The following is a 15,220-nucleotide window of genomic DNA, read 5'->3' as shown; positions in this document are numbered from 1 at the left end:
CGAAATGCGCGACGCCAATTTTTCCGAGTTCCTGCCCGAGCTCGTCGACATCCGCCACACCCTGCACGAGATGCCCGAGATCGGCCTTTCCGAGGTCAAGACCTCGGAGTTTGTTGCCGGCCTCTTGCAATCCTGGGGCTTCGAGGTCACCCGGGGTCTTGCGACAACCGGCATCGTTGCGACGCTGAAGCGCGGCAACAGCAACCGCGCCATCGGCTTTCGCGCCGATATGGATGCGCTGCCGATGCAGGAAGAGACCGGCCTTGCCTATCAGAGCAAGCATCCGGGCGCGATGCACGCCTGCGGCCATGACGGCCACACCAGCATGCTGCTCGGCGCGGCCTGGGCGCTGTCGAGGGACGAGAGCTTCAACGGCACGGTTCACCTGATCTTCCAGCCGGCCGAGGAAAACTTTGGTGGCGGCAAGCTGATGATCGAGGACGGCCTGTTCGAGCGTTTCCCCTGCGAGCGCGTTTATGCCCTGCACAACTGGCCGGGTCTTTCGGTCGGCCAGTTCTCCAGCCGCGCCGGCGCCATGGCGGCATCGATCGACGTGCTGACGCTGACGATCAAGGGCAAGGGCGGCCACGGCGCGCAGCCGGAACTGACGGTCGACCCGGTTGTCGTCGGTTCCAGCGTGGTGATGGCGTTGCAGACGCTGGTCTCGCGCAACGTCTCTCCGCACCAGCCGTCCGTATTGACGGTCGGCTCGTTCCAGGCGGGTTCCGCCTCCAACATCATTCCGGATACCGCGGTGCTGGAAATCAGCATGCGCGCCATGGACCCTGTCGTCCGCAAGCAGTTGCAGGAGCGTGTCGAGCAGATCGCCCGCCTGCAGGCGGAAAGCTACAACGCCGAAGCCGTCTTCGACTGGCAGGTCGGCTATCCCGCGACGATCAACGATGCCGAGGCGGTCGGGGATGCGCGTGCGGTGATTGCCGACACATTCGGCGCGGATGCCTATGTCGAGTTGCCTGAGCCGCTGATGGGCAGCGAGGACTTCTCGTTCCTGCTGGAAAAGGTGCCGGGCGCCTATGTGCTGATCGGCAATGGCGACAGCAGTGGGCTGCACACAACCCGCTACGATTTCAACGACGACATTCTTGAGCGCGGCGCGACCTACTTCTACCAGCTCGCACGCGCGGCGCTCGTTTAAGCGCGGCATCAAACGCCCGGTCGCTCAGGGGGCCGGGCGAAGGTCGCCGAAGACCGTCGGGATCAGCTCCGACACGGTCGGGTGGATATGAACCGCGTGCGTGATCGTCGTGTAGGACTTGCCGGCATACATGACGTCGAGGATGCTCTGCACCGCCTCGTCGCCGCTCGTTCCGAGGATCGAAGCTCCGAGGATCTCCTTGCTTTCGGCGTCGACGATCACTTTCATGAAGCCTTCGGTTTCTCCCTTTTCCACCGCGCGGCCGACGCGGGTCATCGGCCGCGTGCCGATGAGCAGCTTGCGCCCCGACTTGCGCGCCTCGGTTTCCGTCATGCCGGCACGTCCGAGCGGCGGATCGATGAACAGGCCGTAGGTCGAGATGCGGTCGCTAACCTTCCGCGCCTCGCCGTCGAGCAGATTGGCGGCAATGATTTCGAAGTCGTTGTAGGCCGTGTGGGTGAAGGCGCCGCGGCCATTGCAGTCGCCCATCGCGAAAATATGCGAGACGTTGGTTCTGAGCGTCTCGTCGACTTCGACATAGCCGCGGGCGTCAGTCTTGACGCCGGCGCGGTTAAGATCGAGATCGTCGGTGTTCGGCCGGCGGCCGGTCGCGAGCAGCAGGTGGGAGCCGACGATCTCGGGCGCCCCCGCCGTGCAATCCACGCCGGCGACGACATCGCCGCCGCTCCTGGCAAAGCGGATGCACTCGGCATTGAGGCGAAACTGGATGCCCTCTTTCTCCAGGATGGCGAGAATGGCGTCGGAAACGTCCGTATCCTCGCGGCCGATCAGCCGCGGCCCCTTCTCGATCACGGTGACTTCGGAGCCGAAGCGACGGAACATCTGCGCAAACTCGAGCCCGATGTAGCTGCCGCCGACGACGATCAAGTGGCGGGGCAGGGTGTCGAGATCCATGATCGAGACGTTGGTGAGATACGGTACGTCCGCGACACCGGGGAAATCCGGGGTCGCGGCGCGCCCGCCGACATTCAGAAAGATCTGGTCGGCCGAGAGCAGCGCGTCGCCGACCCGGATCTCATGCGGGCTTTCGAAGCGCGCATGGCCTTGGAACACGGTGCAGTTCTCCATGCCTTTCAGCCAGTTTTCGATGTTTCCCCGGGACGTGAACCGCACCGTGTCCTTGCGCGCCATGACGCGGGCAAAGTCGATGGTGACCGGGCCGGTCGTCACGCCATAGTCTGCGCCCCGTCGCGCCAGATGCGCGGCATAGGCGCTCGCGACCATCGCCTTGGTCGGCATGCAGCCGGTGTTGACGCAGGTGCCGCCGAAGTGCTTGCGCTCGATCAAGGCGACGGTTTTGCCGGCCGCCGTGAGCCGCCCGGCAAGCGATGGGCCGGCCTGGCCAGCGCCGATGATGATTGCGTCGAAATGTTTCGTCATGAGACCGAGGACACCACCCAGAGTGCGAGGAGAACGGCAACAGCATCCTCGAGAAGGGCGATCGGCAGGTCCTTGCCGCCGATGGCCGCAACGAGGCGCTTGCGCGCTTCATAGCCGCCGAGCGTTCCGATAATTGCACCGATGACGCCGGCGACCAGTCCGGGGAGCATAGCACCTCCGACCGTGCCAAGCACGGCGCCGCAGAAAGCGCCCGAAACGATGCGGGCGCCGAACTGCTGGGGAACCTTGCGGCTTGGCGTGCTCGGCAACTGATCGCCGACGAACTCCACGAGCGCCAGAAGGCCGGCGACATAGGGCGTGAACCGGAAGCCCATGAAGGCCGCCCAGGTACCGCTGAGCGGCAGCCAGCCGGCGGCTGCGCCAATGCTGACGGCGGCGGGTGCGGTCATGGTGCGCAGGCCGGCAACCACGCCGAGAAGCAGCGCGAGAAGATAGATCGACATGAATTCCCCGAACGTTCGCCGGGCGAGCCCGGCCGTCAGCCCCAGACGGGTCGGGTCGGGCGGCTTCGCGACCAAGAATGAAAGCGGTTGTTTCTGGCGGGCCGCAATCAGAGTGACGGACAATGCCGGCCTTTGCAATCGCGCAATCACCGGCGGTTTCTCTTAGTCTATGCTTTCGATCGTCTTAGTCGCCGGCGAGATTATTCACCTGCTACAGTCTCTGCGTGCAACCCTATTTTTTGCCGGGGCCTGACATATATGGAATGCCTTGCCCCGACGGAGCGGGCGTTCCGTGATCAAACTTGCGGAGCGAAACTCGAGGAGAGACCCATCATGCGCCTGACCAGACTGCTTATCGGAACTGCCCTTGCCTTCACGCTGACTGCTGCCGCGGCGAGTGCCGATGTGGTCGTATCCTCGAAGATCGACACGGAGGGCGGTGTGCTCGGCAACATCATCCTTGCGGTGCTCAACGCCAACAACATCAAGACGGTCGACCGCGTCCAGCTCGGGGCGACGCCCGTCGTGCGCAAGGCGATCACCGCCGGCGAGATCGACATCTATCCGGAATACACGGGCAATGCCGCCTTCTTCTTCGAAAAGGCCGACGATCCGGTTTGGAAGGATGCGGCCAAGGGCTATGAGACGGCCAAGAAGCTCGACTACGACGCCAACAAGATCGTCTGGCTGACGCCGTCACCGGCCAACAACACCTGGGCGATTGGCCTGCGCAAGGAAGTCGCCGACGAAAACAAGCTCAAGACGCTGAGCGACTTTGGCAAATACATCGCTGGCGGCGGGAAGGTCGTGCTGGCGGCGTCGTCTGAATTCGTGAACTCGGCCGCCGCACTGCCGGCGTTCCAGACGACCTACGGCTTCACCTTGAAGCAGGACCAGCTCATCACGCTTTCCGGCGGTGATACCGCGGCAACGATTGCGGCCGCGGCGAACCAGACGAACGGCGCGAACGCGGCCATGGTCTATGGCACCGACGGTGGCATCGCGCCTTCAGGCCTCGTCGTGCTGGAAGACGACAAGGCGGTGCAGCCCGTCTATCAGCCGGCCCCGATCATCCGCGAAGCGGTACTCAAGGAAAACCCGCAGATCGAGGAACTCTTGAAGCCGGTGTTCGAGAAGCTGGACCTGGTGACGCTACAGGAGCTGAACGGCCGCGTGCAGGTCGGTGGCGAACCGGCCAAGGCGGTCGCCGAGGACTTCCTGAAGAAGAACGGGTTCCTGAAATAAGTTGACGGACACCCGGGACGCTGGTCGGATGGCCGGCGTTCCGGGATAGGCCTGCAGGTGCCGTAGACGCGCCGGCACAGGCGGGGAGGGAATGTGGTTTGAAAGCACTCCGCTTTGACAAGCTCGGAGCGATCATTGCGGCCCTGGCGCTCGGCGGCGCCTTCATCGCGCCTTTTGCAACGTTTCGTGCCAACCGTATCGTCGCCGGCGAGGTCAAGTCGGTGGCCGACGCCCTGCCTGCGGGCTGGAGTGCCGTGCTGCTGGCCGTCGTGGTCTGCGCGGTCGTCGGCGCGCTACTGCGCTCGCCAGCCGCACTGCGTCTCGCTGCGGCCCTTGTCGCGCTCGCCACGCTGGCGCTCGGCATCGGCGTTGCCGCCACGCATCTGACGCCTGAAGCCAACACTTATGCCCGGGTGTCGCCCGCTTCGGGCTTCTGGACCATGCTCTTTGCCTTCGGGCTGCTCGCCGCCGACGCCTTGACGCGACTGCGCCCGGCGCCTTTCGTGCGCGTGGTGGTGCTCGTCGCCGTGCTTGGCTTTATCGGGATACTCTTGCTTTCAGGCACCTGGGATGGTCTTTCCATCCTGAAGGAGTATGCGAGCCGCGTGGACACGTTCTGGGCGGAGGCCCGCAAGCACGTGACCCTGGCGCTCGGCTCGCTCGTCGCCGCGACCGTCGTCGGCATCCCGCTCGGCATCCTCTGCCACCGGGTCACGCGACTGCGCGACGGATTGCTCGGCGCGCTGAACGCGATCCAGACGATCCCGTCGATCGCGCTCTTCGGCATTCTCATCGCCCCGCTCGGCTGGATCGCCCTCCATGTGCCGGGCGCCGCCGCGATCGGCATTCGTGGCATCGGCGTTGCTCCGGCCTTCGTCGCCCTCTTCCTCTATTCGCTGCTGCCTGTCGTCGCCAACACCGTCGTCGGACTGGCCGGCGTTCCGCGAGACGCGAACGACGCCGCGCGTGGCATCGGTATGACCGATTGGCAACGGCTGGTCGGCATCGAATTTCCGCTGGCCTTTCCGGTGATCCTCACCGGGATCCGCATCGTGCTCGTCCAGAATATCGGCCTTGCGACCATCGCTGCGCTCATCGGCGGCGGCGGCTTCGGCGTCTTCGTCTTTCAGGGCGTCGGCCAGACCGCGATGGACCTCGTGCTGCTCGGTGCCGTCCCGACGGTCGTGCTGGCGTTCGCCGCGGCGATCGTGCTCGACGCGGTCATCGAGATGGCAACACCCAACACCAGGCAGGCAGAGGCCGCATGATCGAGATCGAGAACATCACCAAGCGCTATGGCGAAAGCACCGTTGTCGATGACGTCAGCCTGACGATCGCGCCGCGCACGGTCACGGTCGTCGTCGGGACCTCCGGCTCCGGCAAGACCACGCTCCTGCGCATGGTCAACCGGCTGGTCGAGCCAACGTCGGGCACAATCCGCCTCGACGGCGAGGACAATCGTTCGCTACCCGGTTATGAGTTGCGCCGGCGGATCGGCTACGCGATCCAGGGGCACGGTCTGTTTCCCCACCGCACCGTCGCCCAGAACATCGCGACCGTGCCGACCTTGCTCGGATGGGAGCGTGCGCGCACCGATGCGAAGGTGGAGGAACTCCTGCGCCTTTTCCAGCTCGATCCTACCGATTTCGGTCCGCGTTTCCCGCACGAACTGTCCGGCGGCCAGCAGCAGCGTGTCGGCGTCGCCCGGGCGCTTGCGGCCGAGCCCAAGGTGCTGTTGATGGACGAGCCCTTCGGAGCGCTCGATCCGATCATCCGCGCCAAGGCGCAGGACGATCTGCTTGCCATCCAGAAACACTTCCAGACGACGATCATTCTCGTCACCCACGATATGGAAGAGGCCTTTCACCTGGCCGATCGCATTGCCGTCATGGACAAGGGCAAAGTGGTGCAGTACGCGACCCCCGCCGAAATGCTGCTGAAGCCGGCCACCCCCTTTGTCGAAAGCCTGATTGGGTCGGGCGAACGGCCCTATCGTCTGCTGGCGATCGCGTCGGTTTCGAGCGCGGTGGAGCCCGGCACTGCCGAAGGCGCGCCGATTTCGAGCGATGCCAGCCAGAGGGAAGCCTTGGCCGAACTCCTCTGGTCCGGACGAGATGCCCTGCCGGTTGCAGGTCCCGACGGCGCCGTGATCGGCAGGGTCAGCCTCAAGGGGCTGGCCAAACGCGCGGCCGGTCCAGCCTGATGCCAAAGCTCGCCACGCTCATTCGCATCGCGGTTTTCCTGGCTCTGGTCGCATTCCTGCTGCAGCCCCATTGGTTTGAGCCGCTGCTGCGACCGCTGGTGCAGGACAACGCCCCTGTCATCTACAACCAGGGAAGCCTGCTGCAGCTGACGTTCCTGCATCTGCGCACGGTGGCGCTGGCGGTGGCAGCGGCTGCGCTGGTTGCACTTGCGCTTGCCATTCTCGTCACGCGTACCTCCGGAGCGGAATTCCTGCCGCTCTCGCGCAGCCTGGTGAACATCGGCCAGACTTTTCCGCCCGTTGCGGTGTTGGCGCTCGCGGTTCCGATCTTCGGCTTCGGCGAAAAGCCGACGCTGATTGCGCTCTTTCTCTATGGCCTGCTGCCGATTTTCGAGAATGCGCTGACGGGGCTGACGACCTTGCCCCCGTCCGTCATGGAGGCGGCGCGTGGCGCCGGCATGACGAGCGGCCAACGGCTTCTCAAGGTAGAGCTGCCGCTGGCGATGCCGGTGATCCTGGCGGGCATCCGGCTGTCGGTCGTCATCAGCCTCGCAACCGCGACGATCGGATCGACGGTCGCCGCAAAAACGCTTGGCGAAGTGATCATCGCCGGGCTGCAGTCGAACAACCTTTCCTTCGTCGTTCAGGGTGGCCTGATCGTCGCAACGCTTGCGGTGCTTTTGCACGACGGGTTGCAGGCGGCGGAGCGGAAGCTTGCCGCGCGCATGGGCCGCTGAAGCCGCCTCACGGAACTGCCCAGGGGGCGCTCGCCATTCATCGGCGTGCCAAGCCGCGGCGCCGTGCTAGAATGGACGATGCTTTATCGAGGGGCCAGAAGTCCTGTCGTCAGGGATACCGGCGGATTTGTCGCCAGGCTGAACATGCCCGGATGGCTGCAGCCCTGGCCGCGCGATCATGGTTATGGTCCCCTGGCGATGGTCGTGGAATCGATGCTTTCGCCGGGTCGGCTGATCGCCATGCACGAGCACCGCAACGACGAAATCCTGTCCTGGGTGCCGGATGGCGTCATGCGCCACAACGACCGCGCGATCGGCGAGCTGGTCATCGACAGCGGACACCTGATGGTGATGAATGCGGGCACGAGCTTCTGGCATTCCGAAGAGACGTTGCCTGATGATCCGCCGCTCAGGATGCTTCAGATCCTCGTGCGCCCGCATGGCCTCGATCTGCCGCCGAACATCCAGCATGGGCCGATTGCCGCCGGGGCGGTCAACGAGTGGCGGCACCTTGTCGGGCCGGAAGGTTGGGCGGCCCCGTTTTTCGTCCGCAACGCCATCGACATTTTCGATCTCCGGCTCGAGGCCGGGACAGGGACAGCGTTTCCCCGAGTGGCAGGCCGTCACCTCTATTTCTACGTCTTCTCCGGCGCGATACAGGCGGGTCGAGCCAGTTTCTGCGCGACGGAGCAGGGCCTGCTCCCCTCCGATGAAGGCTTGGACCTTGTCGCCACGCGCGACGCGCTGGTCGTTGCGTTCCTGATCGAGCCGGATGCGCCTGTCGCAAGAGGAGGGACGGTCGGTGATCACCGAAAAATCCCGCCGCCCTATCTGGCTCGGCCCTTGCTCGGGCTTCTGCGTTGGCGTGATCGCCTGGTCGGAAAGGCGTGATCGCCTGGTCGGAAAAACGTGAGCCGTGAAAAAGATCGTTCCGCAACGTGCAGTGGTCTGGACCGCTTTCCTCCTGCCGTAGAGTTGCGCTGTGTGCACCCTCTTTAGTTGTCCATGAAATGCCTGCTTTGTCAGCATTTGCCTGAGATATGAAAATGAATTTCACAATTTTACGAAATATGCGGATTTGAGTTGACGGCCTGAAAAAACTGTCCCAGTCTGCGAAAATAAATTACGCCAAAAGGCAGGGGAACAGGACGAGCATGAAAGTTGGCATCATCGGACTCGGATTCCGTTTGGGTTATCTCGGCTATGTCTTCAAGGCCATGGACGAGAGCTTCGAAATCGCCGGATACGTCGATCCGAACCCGGCCGGCCTGGCCACGCTCACCGAAAAAGGCATCTCTCCCGGCAAGGCCTATGCCACACCGCAAGAGCTGATCGCCAACGAGAAGCTCGATCTCCTGATGATCGGCTCGCCCAACCACATGCACCTCGACCACATCCGGATCGGCCTTGAAGCCGGCCTGAAGGTCTTCAGCGAAAAGCCGATCGTCACCACGGTCCAGGAAAGCCTGGAACTCGCAGCGCTGATGGCGAAGTTCGGCCATGAGCGGCTGATGGTCGGTCTCGTGTTGCGCTACGCGCCGATGTACCGCGACCTTCGCCAGGCGCTTGCCGAAGGCAAGCTTGGACAGGTGGTCTCGATCGAAGCTTCCGAGCACATCGAACCCTATCATGGCGCCTTCTTCATGCGCGACTGGCGACGCTACGAGCGCTATTCCGGCAGCTTCATGCTGGAAAAATGCTGCCACGACCTCGACCTCTACAATGGCGTCGTCGGTGCTCGCCCGGAACGTGTCGCGAGCTTCGGTGGCCGCAAGAGCTTCATCCCCGCCAACGACCCGGCCCGCGAAGGCATCAACGACCTAGAGCTCTTCCACCGCAAGCCGAGCGGCTGGATGGGGTCTGACAAGGTCTTCGACAGCGACGGCGACATCATCGATTACCAGGTTGCGATCGTCGAATACGCCAATGGCGTCGGCATGAATTTCCACACCAATCTCAACGTGCCGGACCAGTTCCGCCGCTTCTGCATCATGGGTTCGCGCGGCATGGCCGAGGGCGATTTCATTCGCGGCTACTTCGACGTGCACGAGATGCTGACCGGCAAGAAGGTCATCGAGAACAAATACAAGGCCACCGAACTGTCGCAGCACTACGGTGCCGACGAGCAGATGGCGACCGATATCATCGGCCACGTCCGCGACGGCCGGCCGCTGCCGGTTTCGACGCGCGATGCGCTGGAAGCCGGCATCCTGGCTCTCTCCATGGACGAGGCTCGGCGCAAGAAGAGCGTCATAGACCTCCGGCCCATATGGGACCGCTTCGACGAAGCCCTGCATTCCCGCGCGGCGTAAGGGGAGGCGACGGATGAGTGTTCAACGCAGCACAGTCATCTTCGCCTGGATCCTGCTTCTTCCTGCTGTTCTTTACGTCACGGTGATCGTCGCCTATCCGCTGGTCGACACCTTCATCCTGTCGTTTACGGACGCGTCGCTGAAGAAGACGACCAATTGGGTCGGCTGGACCAACTACGACAAGATATTCAACGAGACCTTCGCCGAGGTCATCTTCCGGACCTTCATCTGGACGTTCTTCTCGGTGTCGATCAAGATGATCATCGGCGTTTTCGGCGCGACGATGCTGAACGCGGCCGTGCCCGGTCGGGCGCTTTTCCGCCTGCTCACCATGCCGCCATGGATCGTGCCGATGGCCATCGGCATCTTCATGTGGGGCTGGATGTACAACGGCCAGTTCGGCATGATCTCCGGCGTGCTGCAGAACCTCGGCCTCACCAATGGGCCGATCGCTTTCCTGGCGCGGGGCGAAACCGCCTTCTGGGCGACGATCGTCACCGACGTGTGGATCGGCGTGCCGCTGGTGACGCTCTATATGCTGGCGGCCATGCAGGCGATCCCGCAGGATCTCTACGAGGCCGCCTGGACCGACGGGGCAGGGCGCTTCTATCGCTTCCGCCGCATCACGCTGCCGCTGCTCGTGCCGTCGCTGATCACCATGTCGATGTTGTCGCTGATTGCGACCTTCAACTCCTTCGACATCATCTGGATCCTCACCCAGGGCGGTCCCAATGGTGAGACGACCACGATGATCATTGACACCTATCGCACCGCGATCGGGTCGAAAAAATACGGCGAAGGGGCGGCGCGTGCGGTGCTGATCTGCATCTTCCTGTCGATCTTCTGCTTTGCCTATTTCCGGGTTACCAGCCGGCTTTCTCAGGGGGAACAGAAATGAGCCAGCCTGCCCTGATCAATCGCTACCGCTGGTACGAGCTCCTTGGCATCTATGCCGGCATCTTCGTCTTCCTCACCTTCATCCTGGCGCCCTTCGTGGAAGGGTTCCTGGTGTCGCTGAAGCCGCTGGGTCTCCTGTTCTCGTCGCCCTATCGCTTCTGGCCGGAAAACGGGTCGTTTACCGCCTACTACACGATGTGGGAGAGCGTACCGGGCTTTGCCCGCTACATCTTCAATTCCTTCTTCATTTCCACCATCGTCACGGCCATCGTGCTGGTGCTCGTCATTCCCGCAGCCTACGCTTTTGCCCGCTTCAATTTCCGCGGCGCCGGCGTGTTGCTTGGCGCATTCCTCGCCGTCAACATGTTCTCGGGCGCGGTGCTGCTCATTCCGCTGTTCCGGCTGATGCGCACCTTCGGCGTGCTCAATACCTATCTGGCGATGATCGTGCCGGGTGTCGCCTTCCTGATCCCGTCTGCGATCTGGCTCTTGCGCACCTACATGATGCGCATCCCGCGCGAACTGGACGAGGCCGCCTTCGTCGATGGCGCCAGCCACTTCTATACGCTGCGCCGGGTGATCCTGCCGATCGCCATGCCCGGTATCACTGTGGTGGCGATCACCACCTTCATCGGCGCCTATGCCCAGCAGTTCATCTACGCGCTGACCTTCAATTCCAAGAGCGAATTCATGCCGCTGCCTGTCGGTCTCTTTGCCTATTTCGGACGCCAGGAAGTGGTCTGGAACGAGCTGATGGCCGCGAGCTTCGTCGGCATCGCGCCGGCCGTCGTCGTGATCTTCCTCTTGCAACGCTATCTCGTCAGCGGGCTCACCGCGGGCGCGGTGAAACAATAAGACTTAAGTCAACCACCAGAGAACGGGAGCATAAAAACGTGTCTATTCAATTCAAGACGGGGGTGCTCGCCCTTGCCCTGCTCGGCTCGACCGCGCTCGGCGCCGTGACCGCCAAGGCGGCCGACCAGGAGATCAGCTGGATCTACTGCGGTGACACCATGGATGCGGTGCACGAGAAGTACATCAAGCAGTGGGAAGAGAAGAACCCGGGCTGGAAGGTGACCCCGGAAGTCGTCGGCTGGGCCCAGTGCCAGGACAAGGCAACGACGCTTGCTGCCGCCGGCACGCCGGTCGCGATGGCGTATGTCGGTTCGCGCACGCTGAAGGAGTTCGCCCAGAACGACCTTATCGTCCCCGTTCCGATGACGGACGAGGAGAAGAAGAGCTACTATCCCAACATCGTCGACACCGTGACCTTCGACGATAACCAGTGGGGCGTTCCGATAGCGTTTTCGACCAAGGCGCTCTATTGGAACAAGGATCTGTTCAAGCAGGCCGGTCTTGATCCGGAAACGCCGCCGAAGACCTGGGCCGAAGAGATCGCGTTCGCCAAGCAGATCAAGGAAAAGACCGGCGTCGCCGGCTATGGTCTTCCGGCCAAGACCTTCGACAACACCATGCACCAGTTCATGCACTGGGTTTATACCAACAACGGCAAGGTCATCGACGGCGACAAGATCGTCATCGACAGCCCGGAAGTTCTGGCGGCGCTCCAGGCCTACAAGGACATCACGCCTTATTCCGTCGAAGGTGCAACCGCCTACGAACAGAACGAGATGCGGGCCATCTTCCTCGACGGCAAGGTCGGCATGCTGCAGTCGGGTTCCGGTGCCGCCGTGCGCCTGAAGGACACCAAGGTCAATTGGGGCGTCGCGCCGCTGCCGCTCGGCCCCTCGGCCAAGGGCGAGGGCACACTGCTCATCACCGACAGCCTGGCGGTCTTCAAGGGCTCCGGCGTCGAAGAGAAGGCGATCGAGTTCGCCAAGTTCATCACCTCACCCGGCCCGCAGGGCGAGTATGAGCTTCAGGGCGCTGCTGGCCTGACGCCGCTGCGGCCGTCGCCGATGGTCGATGAATTCGTCAAGAAGGATCCCTACTGGAAGCCGTTCATCGACGGTATCGCCTTTGGTGGTCCCGAGCCGCTCTTTACCGATTACAAGGGCTTCCAGAACGTCATCATCGAGATGGTCCAGTCGGTCGTGACCGGCAAGGCCGAGCCGGCCGACGCCTTGAAGAAGGCGGCTGCCGACCTCGAAGAGTACAAGTAAGGCCACCGGGGCCGCGCGCCGACAAGATCGGTTCGCGGCCCCACCTAACTCTGCTATAAATGAGCCGCTTCTCGCCGGTGGCCGGAGACAGTTTCTTGGGACAGCTCAATCTCAATCGGGTTCAGAAATTCTACGGGACATTCGAGGTGCTGAAAGGCATCGATCTCGAAGTCAGGAACGGTGAGTTCGTCGTTTTCGTCGGACCCTCCGGTTGCGGCAAGTCGACCTTGCTCAGGATGATCGCTGGTCTCGACGAGACCAGCTCGGGGGACATCCTGATCGAGGGCAAACGCGTCAACGACCTGCCGCCGGTCAAGCGCGGCATCGCCATGGTCTTCCAGTCCTACGCGCTTTATCCGCACATGAGCGTCTTCGAGAACATCGCCTTTCCGCTTCGCGTGGAAAAGATGGCTGAGGAGAAGCTGAAGGCAAAGGTGGAGCATGCGGCGCGCATCCTGCACCTCGACCAGCGGCTGCAGCAAAAGCCGGGCATGCTGTCCGGCGGTCAGCGTCAGCGTGTCGCGATCGGGCGGGCGATCGTGCGCGAGCCGAAGATCTTCCTCTTCGACGAGCCGCTCTCCAATCTCGACGCGGCGCTTCGCGCCGACATGCGCATCGAACTGGCGAAACTGCACCGGCAACTGCGGGCAACGATGATCTACGTTACGCACGACCAGGTCGAGGCGATGACGATGGCGGACCGGATCGTCGTTCTCAATGCCGGCCAGATCGCCCAGACCGGCGCGCCGCTCGAGCTCTATCACAAGCCGGCCAACACCTTCGTTGCCGGCTTCATCGGCAACCCGAAGATGAACTTCCTGCCGGTCACCTGCAAGGGCGTCAGCGACGCGGGTGTCGAGGTCGATTACAAGGGGCAGTCGGTGGTCGTTCCGGTCGTGCCGCAAGCAGGCCTCGCCGGTCGGACGCTGACACTCGGGGTTCGTCCGGAACATATCGTGCTCGGCGCCGGGGACCTGACGCTCAAGGTAACGCCGACGGTCATCGAACGTCTCGGTGCCCACACGGTTGCCTATGCCGCGATCGGCGGAGAAGGTGAGAACTTCTGCGCCATGTTGCCGGGAACGGCGGCGATCCAGCCGGAACAAACTGTGCAGGCCGGTATCCGTACTCCCGATTGCCACCTCTTCGACGAGGCCGGCATAGCGCTCGAACGTCGCGTCGAGTTGACCGACATCGATATGGGCGTGCTCAACCCCGCGGCAGCCTGAAACCAGGAGGCCAGGATCACGGTCGCGTCCGATCAGGGCGCGGCCAGTGCTTGGTGGTGTGGCTGGATATCCGGCAGTTCTGTCTGTAAAAATCGCCCGCCGCTGGCGCCATTCCTCCTGTTCAAAGGCGATCAAGCGCACTCGGATAGGGAATCATGACGCTTGGCCGTTATACGGAGCTTCCTCATCTCGTTGACGCCAATGCCGGGATCGAAGCCGTCTGGGCGTCTGTCAGCCGCAACGAGGGCAGCTACCGGGTCCTGCCGGATGGGCGATGCGACATCATCCTCAGGTTCGCGCTCAAGGCTTCGTCAATCCGCGATCTGATGCCGATCGTGACCGGTCCAACGACGGGCTATTACGACGTCCCGCTGGAACCGGGTGCCGCCTTCGTCGGCGTACGGCTGAGGCCCGGCCATTTTCAGAGAATTCTCGGGCTAGAGCCGATCCGGTTGCACGGTGACGCGCTGATCGGCGCGGCCGCTCTGGGCCAATGGCCCGACCTCGCCGCCCTCTGCGCACCGGCATTAGACCAGCAGGAACTTGCCGGTCGGTTGGTGCAGTTCGTCCGCAAGCGCGATGCCGAGAGTGACTTTGAGGTGACACCGCTCAGCCGCAACATCATAAGCGCGCTGCACGCCTCCGGTGGTCGGTTGCGCATCGCCGAGCTCGCCGCGATGCACGGTGTCTCCGAGCGCACCGCCAGACGCATCCTCCTTCACGCGACGGGTCTTACGCCGAAGGCGTTTGCGGCGATCATCCAGTTTCATCGGGCCCTGCGTCTTTTGCGCGATCACCGCCTCAGCCCCGCCGATACCGCGTTCGAAGCCGGCTTTGCCGACCAATCCCACATGACCCGGGTCTTCCGGCGGTTGGGCGGGTTCTCGCCGGCGCGCTTGCCCGACGTCACGCTGGTGACGATCTCGGACTGATGTCCGAATTGTTCAAGAACGGAGCCCCGCAATGAACGATGATGGCACGTAACTGTTCGCGGTGCTTCGGGCGTGGCCGATCTCGGCGGCGGGCAACCCTTGGAGACGAAAGCATGACTGTCCGTTTCGGATATACGATCCTCTATGTTCCCGACGTGCCGGCAACGGTCTCGTTCTATGAGGCGGCGTTCGGTCTGAAGCGCGGGTTCGTGCATGAAAGCAACCTCTATGCGGAGATGCAGACCGGTGAGACGGCTCTGGCCTTTGCCAGCGAGACCATGGCGGAGCTGAATGGTTTTGCCGTTCGCGCGAACCGGAAGGGTGACCTCGCTGCCGGTTTCGAAATCGCGCTTGTCTGCTCGGCGCCGCAAGAGGCCTATGAGATGGCAGTCTCTGCCGGAGCATCGCCGGTGAAGCCGCCGGAAGAAAAGCCGTGGGGGCAGGTGGTCGGCTATGTCCGCGATCTCAATGGCTGCCTTGTCGAGCTCTGCTCCGCGATGCCCGCTTAGCGGCCCGGCACG

At 63.1% G+C, this 15,220-nt stretch carries 15 protein-coding genes; 13 read left to right on the top strand and 2 right to left on the bottom strand.

Going from position 1 to position 15,220, the window contains the following annotated elements:
• The first annotated feature begins 4 nt into the window (after positions 1-4).
• On the top strand, positions 5-1,156 hold the full coding sequence (locus OKW20_RS27735; protein ID WP_429177379.1) for a M20 aminoacylase family protein: 1,152 nt from the start codon (positions 5-7) through the stop codon (positions 1,154-1,156).
• A gap of 24 nt (positions 1,157-1,180) precedes the next feature.
• Here OKW20_RS27735 and OKW20_RS27730 read toward each other — a convergent pair whose 3' ends face one another.
• Positions 1,181-2,557: an FAD-containing oxidoreductase gene (locus OKW20_RS27730; RefSeq protein WP_429177377.1), complete on the bottom strand. Its 1,377-nt coding sequence runs from the start codon at positions 2,555-2,557 to the stop codon at positions 1,181-1,183.
• Positions 2,554-3,021: a DUF4126 domain-containing protein gene (locus OKW20_RS27725; RefSeq protein WP_429116628.1), complete on the bottom strand. Its 468-nt coding sequence runs from the start codon at positions 3,019-3,021 to the stop codon at positions 2,554-2,556. Before OKW20_RS27725 ends, OKW20_RS27730 begins: the two co-directional genes overlap by 4 nt.
• Before the next feature lie 333 nt (positions 3,022-3,354).
• Between OKW20_RS27725 and osmF the strand changes: the two genes are divergently transcribed.
• From osmF to OKW20_RS27665, 12 genes are all read left to right on the top strand, one after another.
• The gene (gene osmF / locus OKW20_RS27720) at positions 3,355-4,266 is read left to right on the top strand and encodes a glycine betaine ABC transporter substrate-binding protein OsmF (RefSeq protein WP_192449690.1); all 912 of its coding nucleotides are present in this window, start codon (positions 3,355-3,357) and stop codon (positions 4,264-4,266) included.
• 98 nt (positions 4,267-4,364) lie between these two features.
• Positions 4,365-5,534, top strand: coding sequence for an ABC transporter permease (locus OKW20_RS27715; RefSeq protein WP_429177375.1), 1,170 nt, complete (start codon positions 4,365-4,367; stop codon positions 5,532-5,534).
• A complete protein-coding gene (locus tag OKW20_RS27710; RefSeq protein ID WP_429177373.1) occupies positions 5,531-6,469 on the top strand; it encodes an ABC transporter ATP-binding protein in 939 nt (312 codons plus the stop codon). The genes OKW20_RS27715 and OKW20_RS27710 overlap by 4 nt, the downstream gene beginning before the upstream one ends.
• Entirely contained in the window at positions 6,469-7,206 is a 738-nt protein-coding gene (locus OKW20_RS27705) for an ABC transporter permease (protein ID WP_043613488.1), read from the top strand. Before OKW20_RS27710 ends, OKW20_RS27705 begins: the two co-directional genes overlap by 1 nt.
• Positions 7,207-7,284: 78 nt before the next feature.
• Positions 7,285-8,097 carry a pirin family protein gene (locus OKW20_RS27700; protein ID WP_429177370.1) on the top strand — a complete coding sequence of 271 codons (813 nt, stop codon included), beginning with the start codon at positions 7,285-7,287 and terminating at the stop codon, positions 8,095-8,097.
• 263 nt (positions 8,098-8,360) lie between these two features.
• The gene (locus OKW20_RS27695) at positions 8,361-9,518 is read left to right on the top strand and encodes a Gfo/Idh/MocA family protein (RefSeq protein ID WP_429177367.1); all 1,158 of its coding nucleotides are present in this window, start codon (positions 8,361-8,363) and stop codon (positions 9,516-9,518) included.
• Between the two features lie 13 nt (positions 9,519-9,531).
• Positions 9,532-10,416: a carbohydrate ABC transporter permease gene (locus OKW20_RS27690; protein WP_043613481.1), complete on the top strand. Its 885-nt coding sequence runs from the start codon at positions 9,532-9,534 to the stop codon at positions 10,414-10,416.
• Entirely contained in the window at positions 10,413-11,270 is an 858-nt protein-coding gene (locus OKW20_RS27685) for a carbohydrate ABC transporter permease (RefSeq protein WP_429177365.1), read from the top strand. Before OKW20_RS27690 ends, OKW20_RS27685 begins: the two co-directional genes overlap by 4 nt.
• 38 nt (positions 11,271-11,308) lie before the next feature.
• Positions 11,309-12,538 carry an ABC transporter substrate-binding protein gene (locus OKW20_RS27680; protein WP_429116641.1) on the top strand — a complete coding sequence of 410 codons (1,230 nt, stop codon included), beginning with the start codon at positions 11,309-11,311 and terminating at the stop codon, positions 12,536-12,538.
• 95 nt (positions 12,539-12,633) lie between these two features.
• Positions 12,634-13,767, top strand: coding sequence for an ABC transporter ATP-binding protein (locus OKW20_RS27675; RefSeq protein WP_402322104.1), 1,134 nt, complete (start codon positions 12,634-12,636; stop codon positions 13,765-13,767).
• Positions 13,768-13,922: 155 nt separating this feature from the next.
• Positions 13,923-14,699, top strand: a complete 777-nt coding sequence (locus OKW20_RS27670; protein ID WP_429177362.1) for a helix-turn-helix domain-containing protein — start codon at positions 13,923-13,925, stop codon at positions 14,697-14,699.
• A gap of 113 nt (positions 14,700-14,812) precedes the next feature.
• A complete protein-coding gene (locus OKW20_RS27665; protein ID WP_429116647.1) occupies positions 14,813-15,208 on the top strand; it encodes a VOC family protein in 396 nt (131 codons plus the stop codon).
• The last annotated feature ends 12 nt before the right edge of the window (positions 15,209-15,220 follow it).

It is taken from the genome of Ensifer sp. LBL, assembly GCF_050435225.1.
In the GTDB taxonomy this organism is placed as follows: domain Bacteria; phylum Pseudomonadota; class Alphaproteobacteria; order Rhizobiales; family Rhizobiaceae; genus Ensifer.
Note: the sequence above shows the minus strand (reverse complement) of the source record. Positions and strands in the feature narration are given on the sequence as shown.

Excerpts from the sequence above, each read along its gene's own strand:
- OKW20_RS27735 (WP_429177379.1), top strand. The coding sequence starts at position 5 with ATGCGCGACGCCAATTTTTCCGAGTTCCTGCCCGAGCTCGTCGACATC.
- OKW20_RS27730 (WP_429177377.1), bottom strand. The coding sequence starts at position 2,557 with ATGACGAAACATTTCGACGCAATCATCATCGGCGCTGGCCAGGCCGGC.
- OKW20_RS27725 (WP_429116628.1), bottom strand. The coding sequence starts at position 3,021 with ATGTCGATCTATCTTCTCGCGCTGCTTCTCGGCGTGGTTGCCGGCCTG.
- osmF (WP_192449690.1), top strand. The coding sequence starts at position 3,355 with ATGCGCCTGACCAGACTGCTTATCGGAACTGCCCTTGCCTTCACGCTG.
- OKW20_RS27710 (WP_429177373.1), top strand. The coding sequence starts at position 5,531 with ATGATCGAGATCGAGAACATCACCAAGCGCTATGGCGAAAGCACCGTT.
- OKW20_RS27705 (WP_043613488.1), top strand. The coding sequence starts at position 6,469 with ATGCCAAAGCTCGCCACGCTCATTCGCATCGCGGTTTTCCTGGCTCTG.
- OKW20_RS27700 (WP_429177370.1), top strand. The coding sequence starts at position 7,285 with ATGCTTTATCGAGGGGCCAGAAGTCCTGTCGTCAGGGATACCGGCGGA.
- OKW20_RS27695 (WP_429177367.1), top strand. The coding sequence starts at position 8,361 with ATGAAAGTTGGCATCATCGGACTCGGATTCCGTTTGGGTTATCTCGGC.
- OKW20_RS27690 (WP_043613481.1), top strand. The coding sequence starts at position 9,532 with ATGAGTGTTCAACGCAGCACAGTCATCTTCGCCTGGATCCTGCTTCTT.
- OKW20_RS27685 (WP_429177365.1), top strand. The coding sequence starts at position 10,413 with ATGAGCCAGCCTGCCCTGATCAATCGCTACCGCTGGTACGAGCTCCTT.
- OKW20_RS27670 (WP_429177362.1), top strand. The coding sequence starts at position 13,923 with ATGACGCTTGGCCGTTATACGGAGCTTCCTCATCTCGTTGACGCCAAT.
- OKW20_RS27665 (WP_429116647.1), top strand. The coding sequence starts at position 14,813 with ATGACTGTCCGTTTCGGATATACGATCCTCTATGTTCCCGACGTGCCG.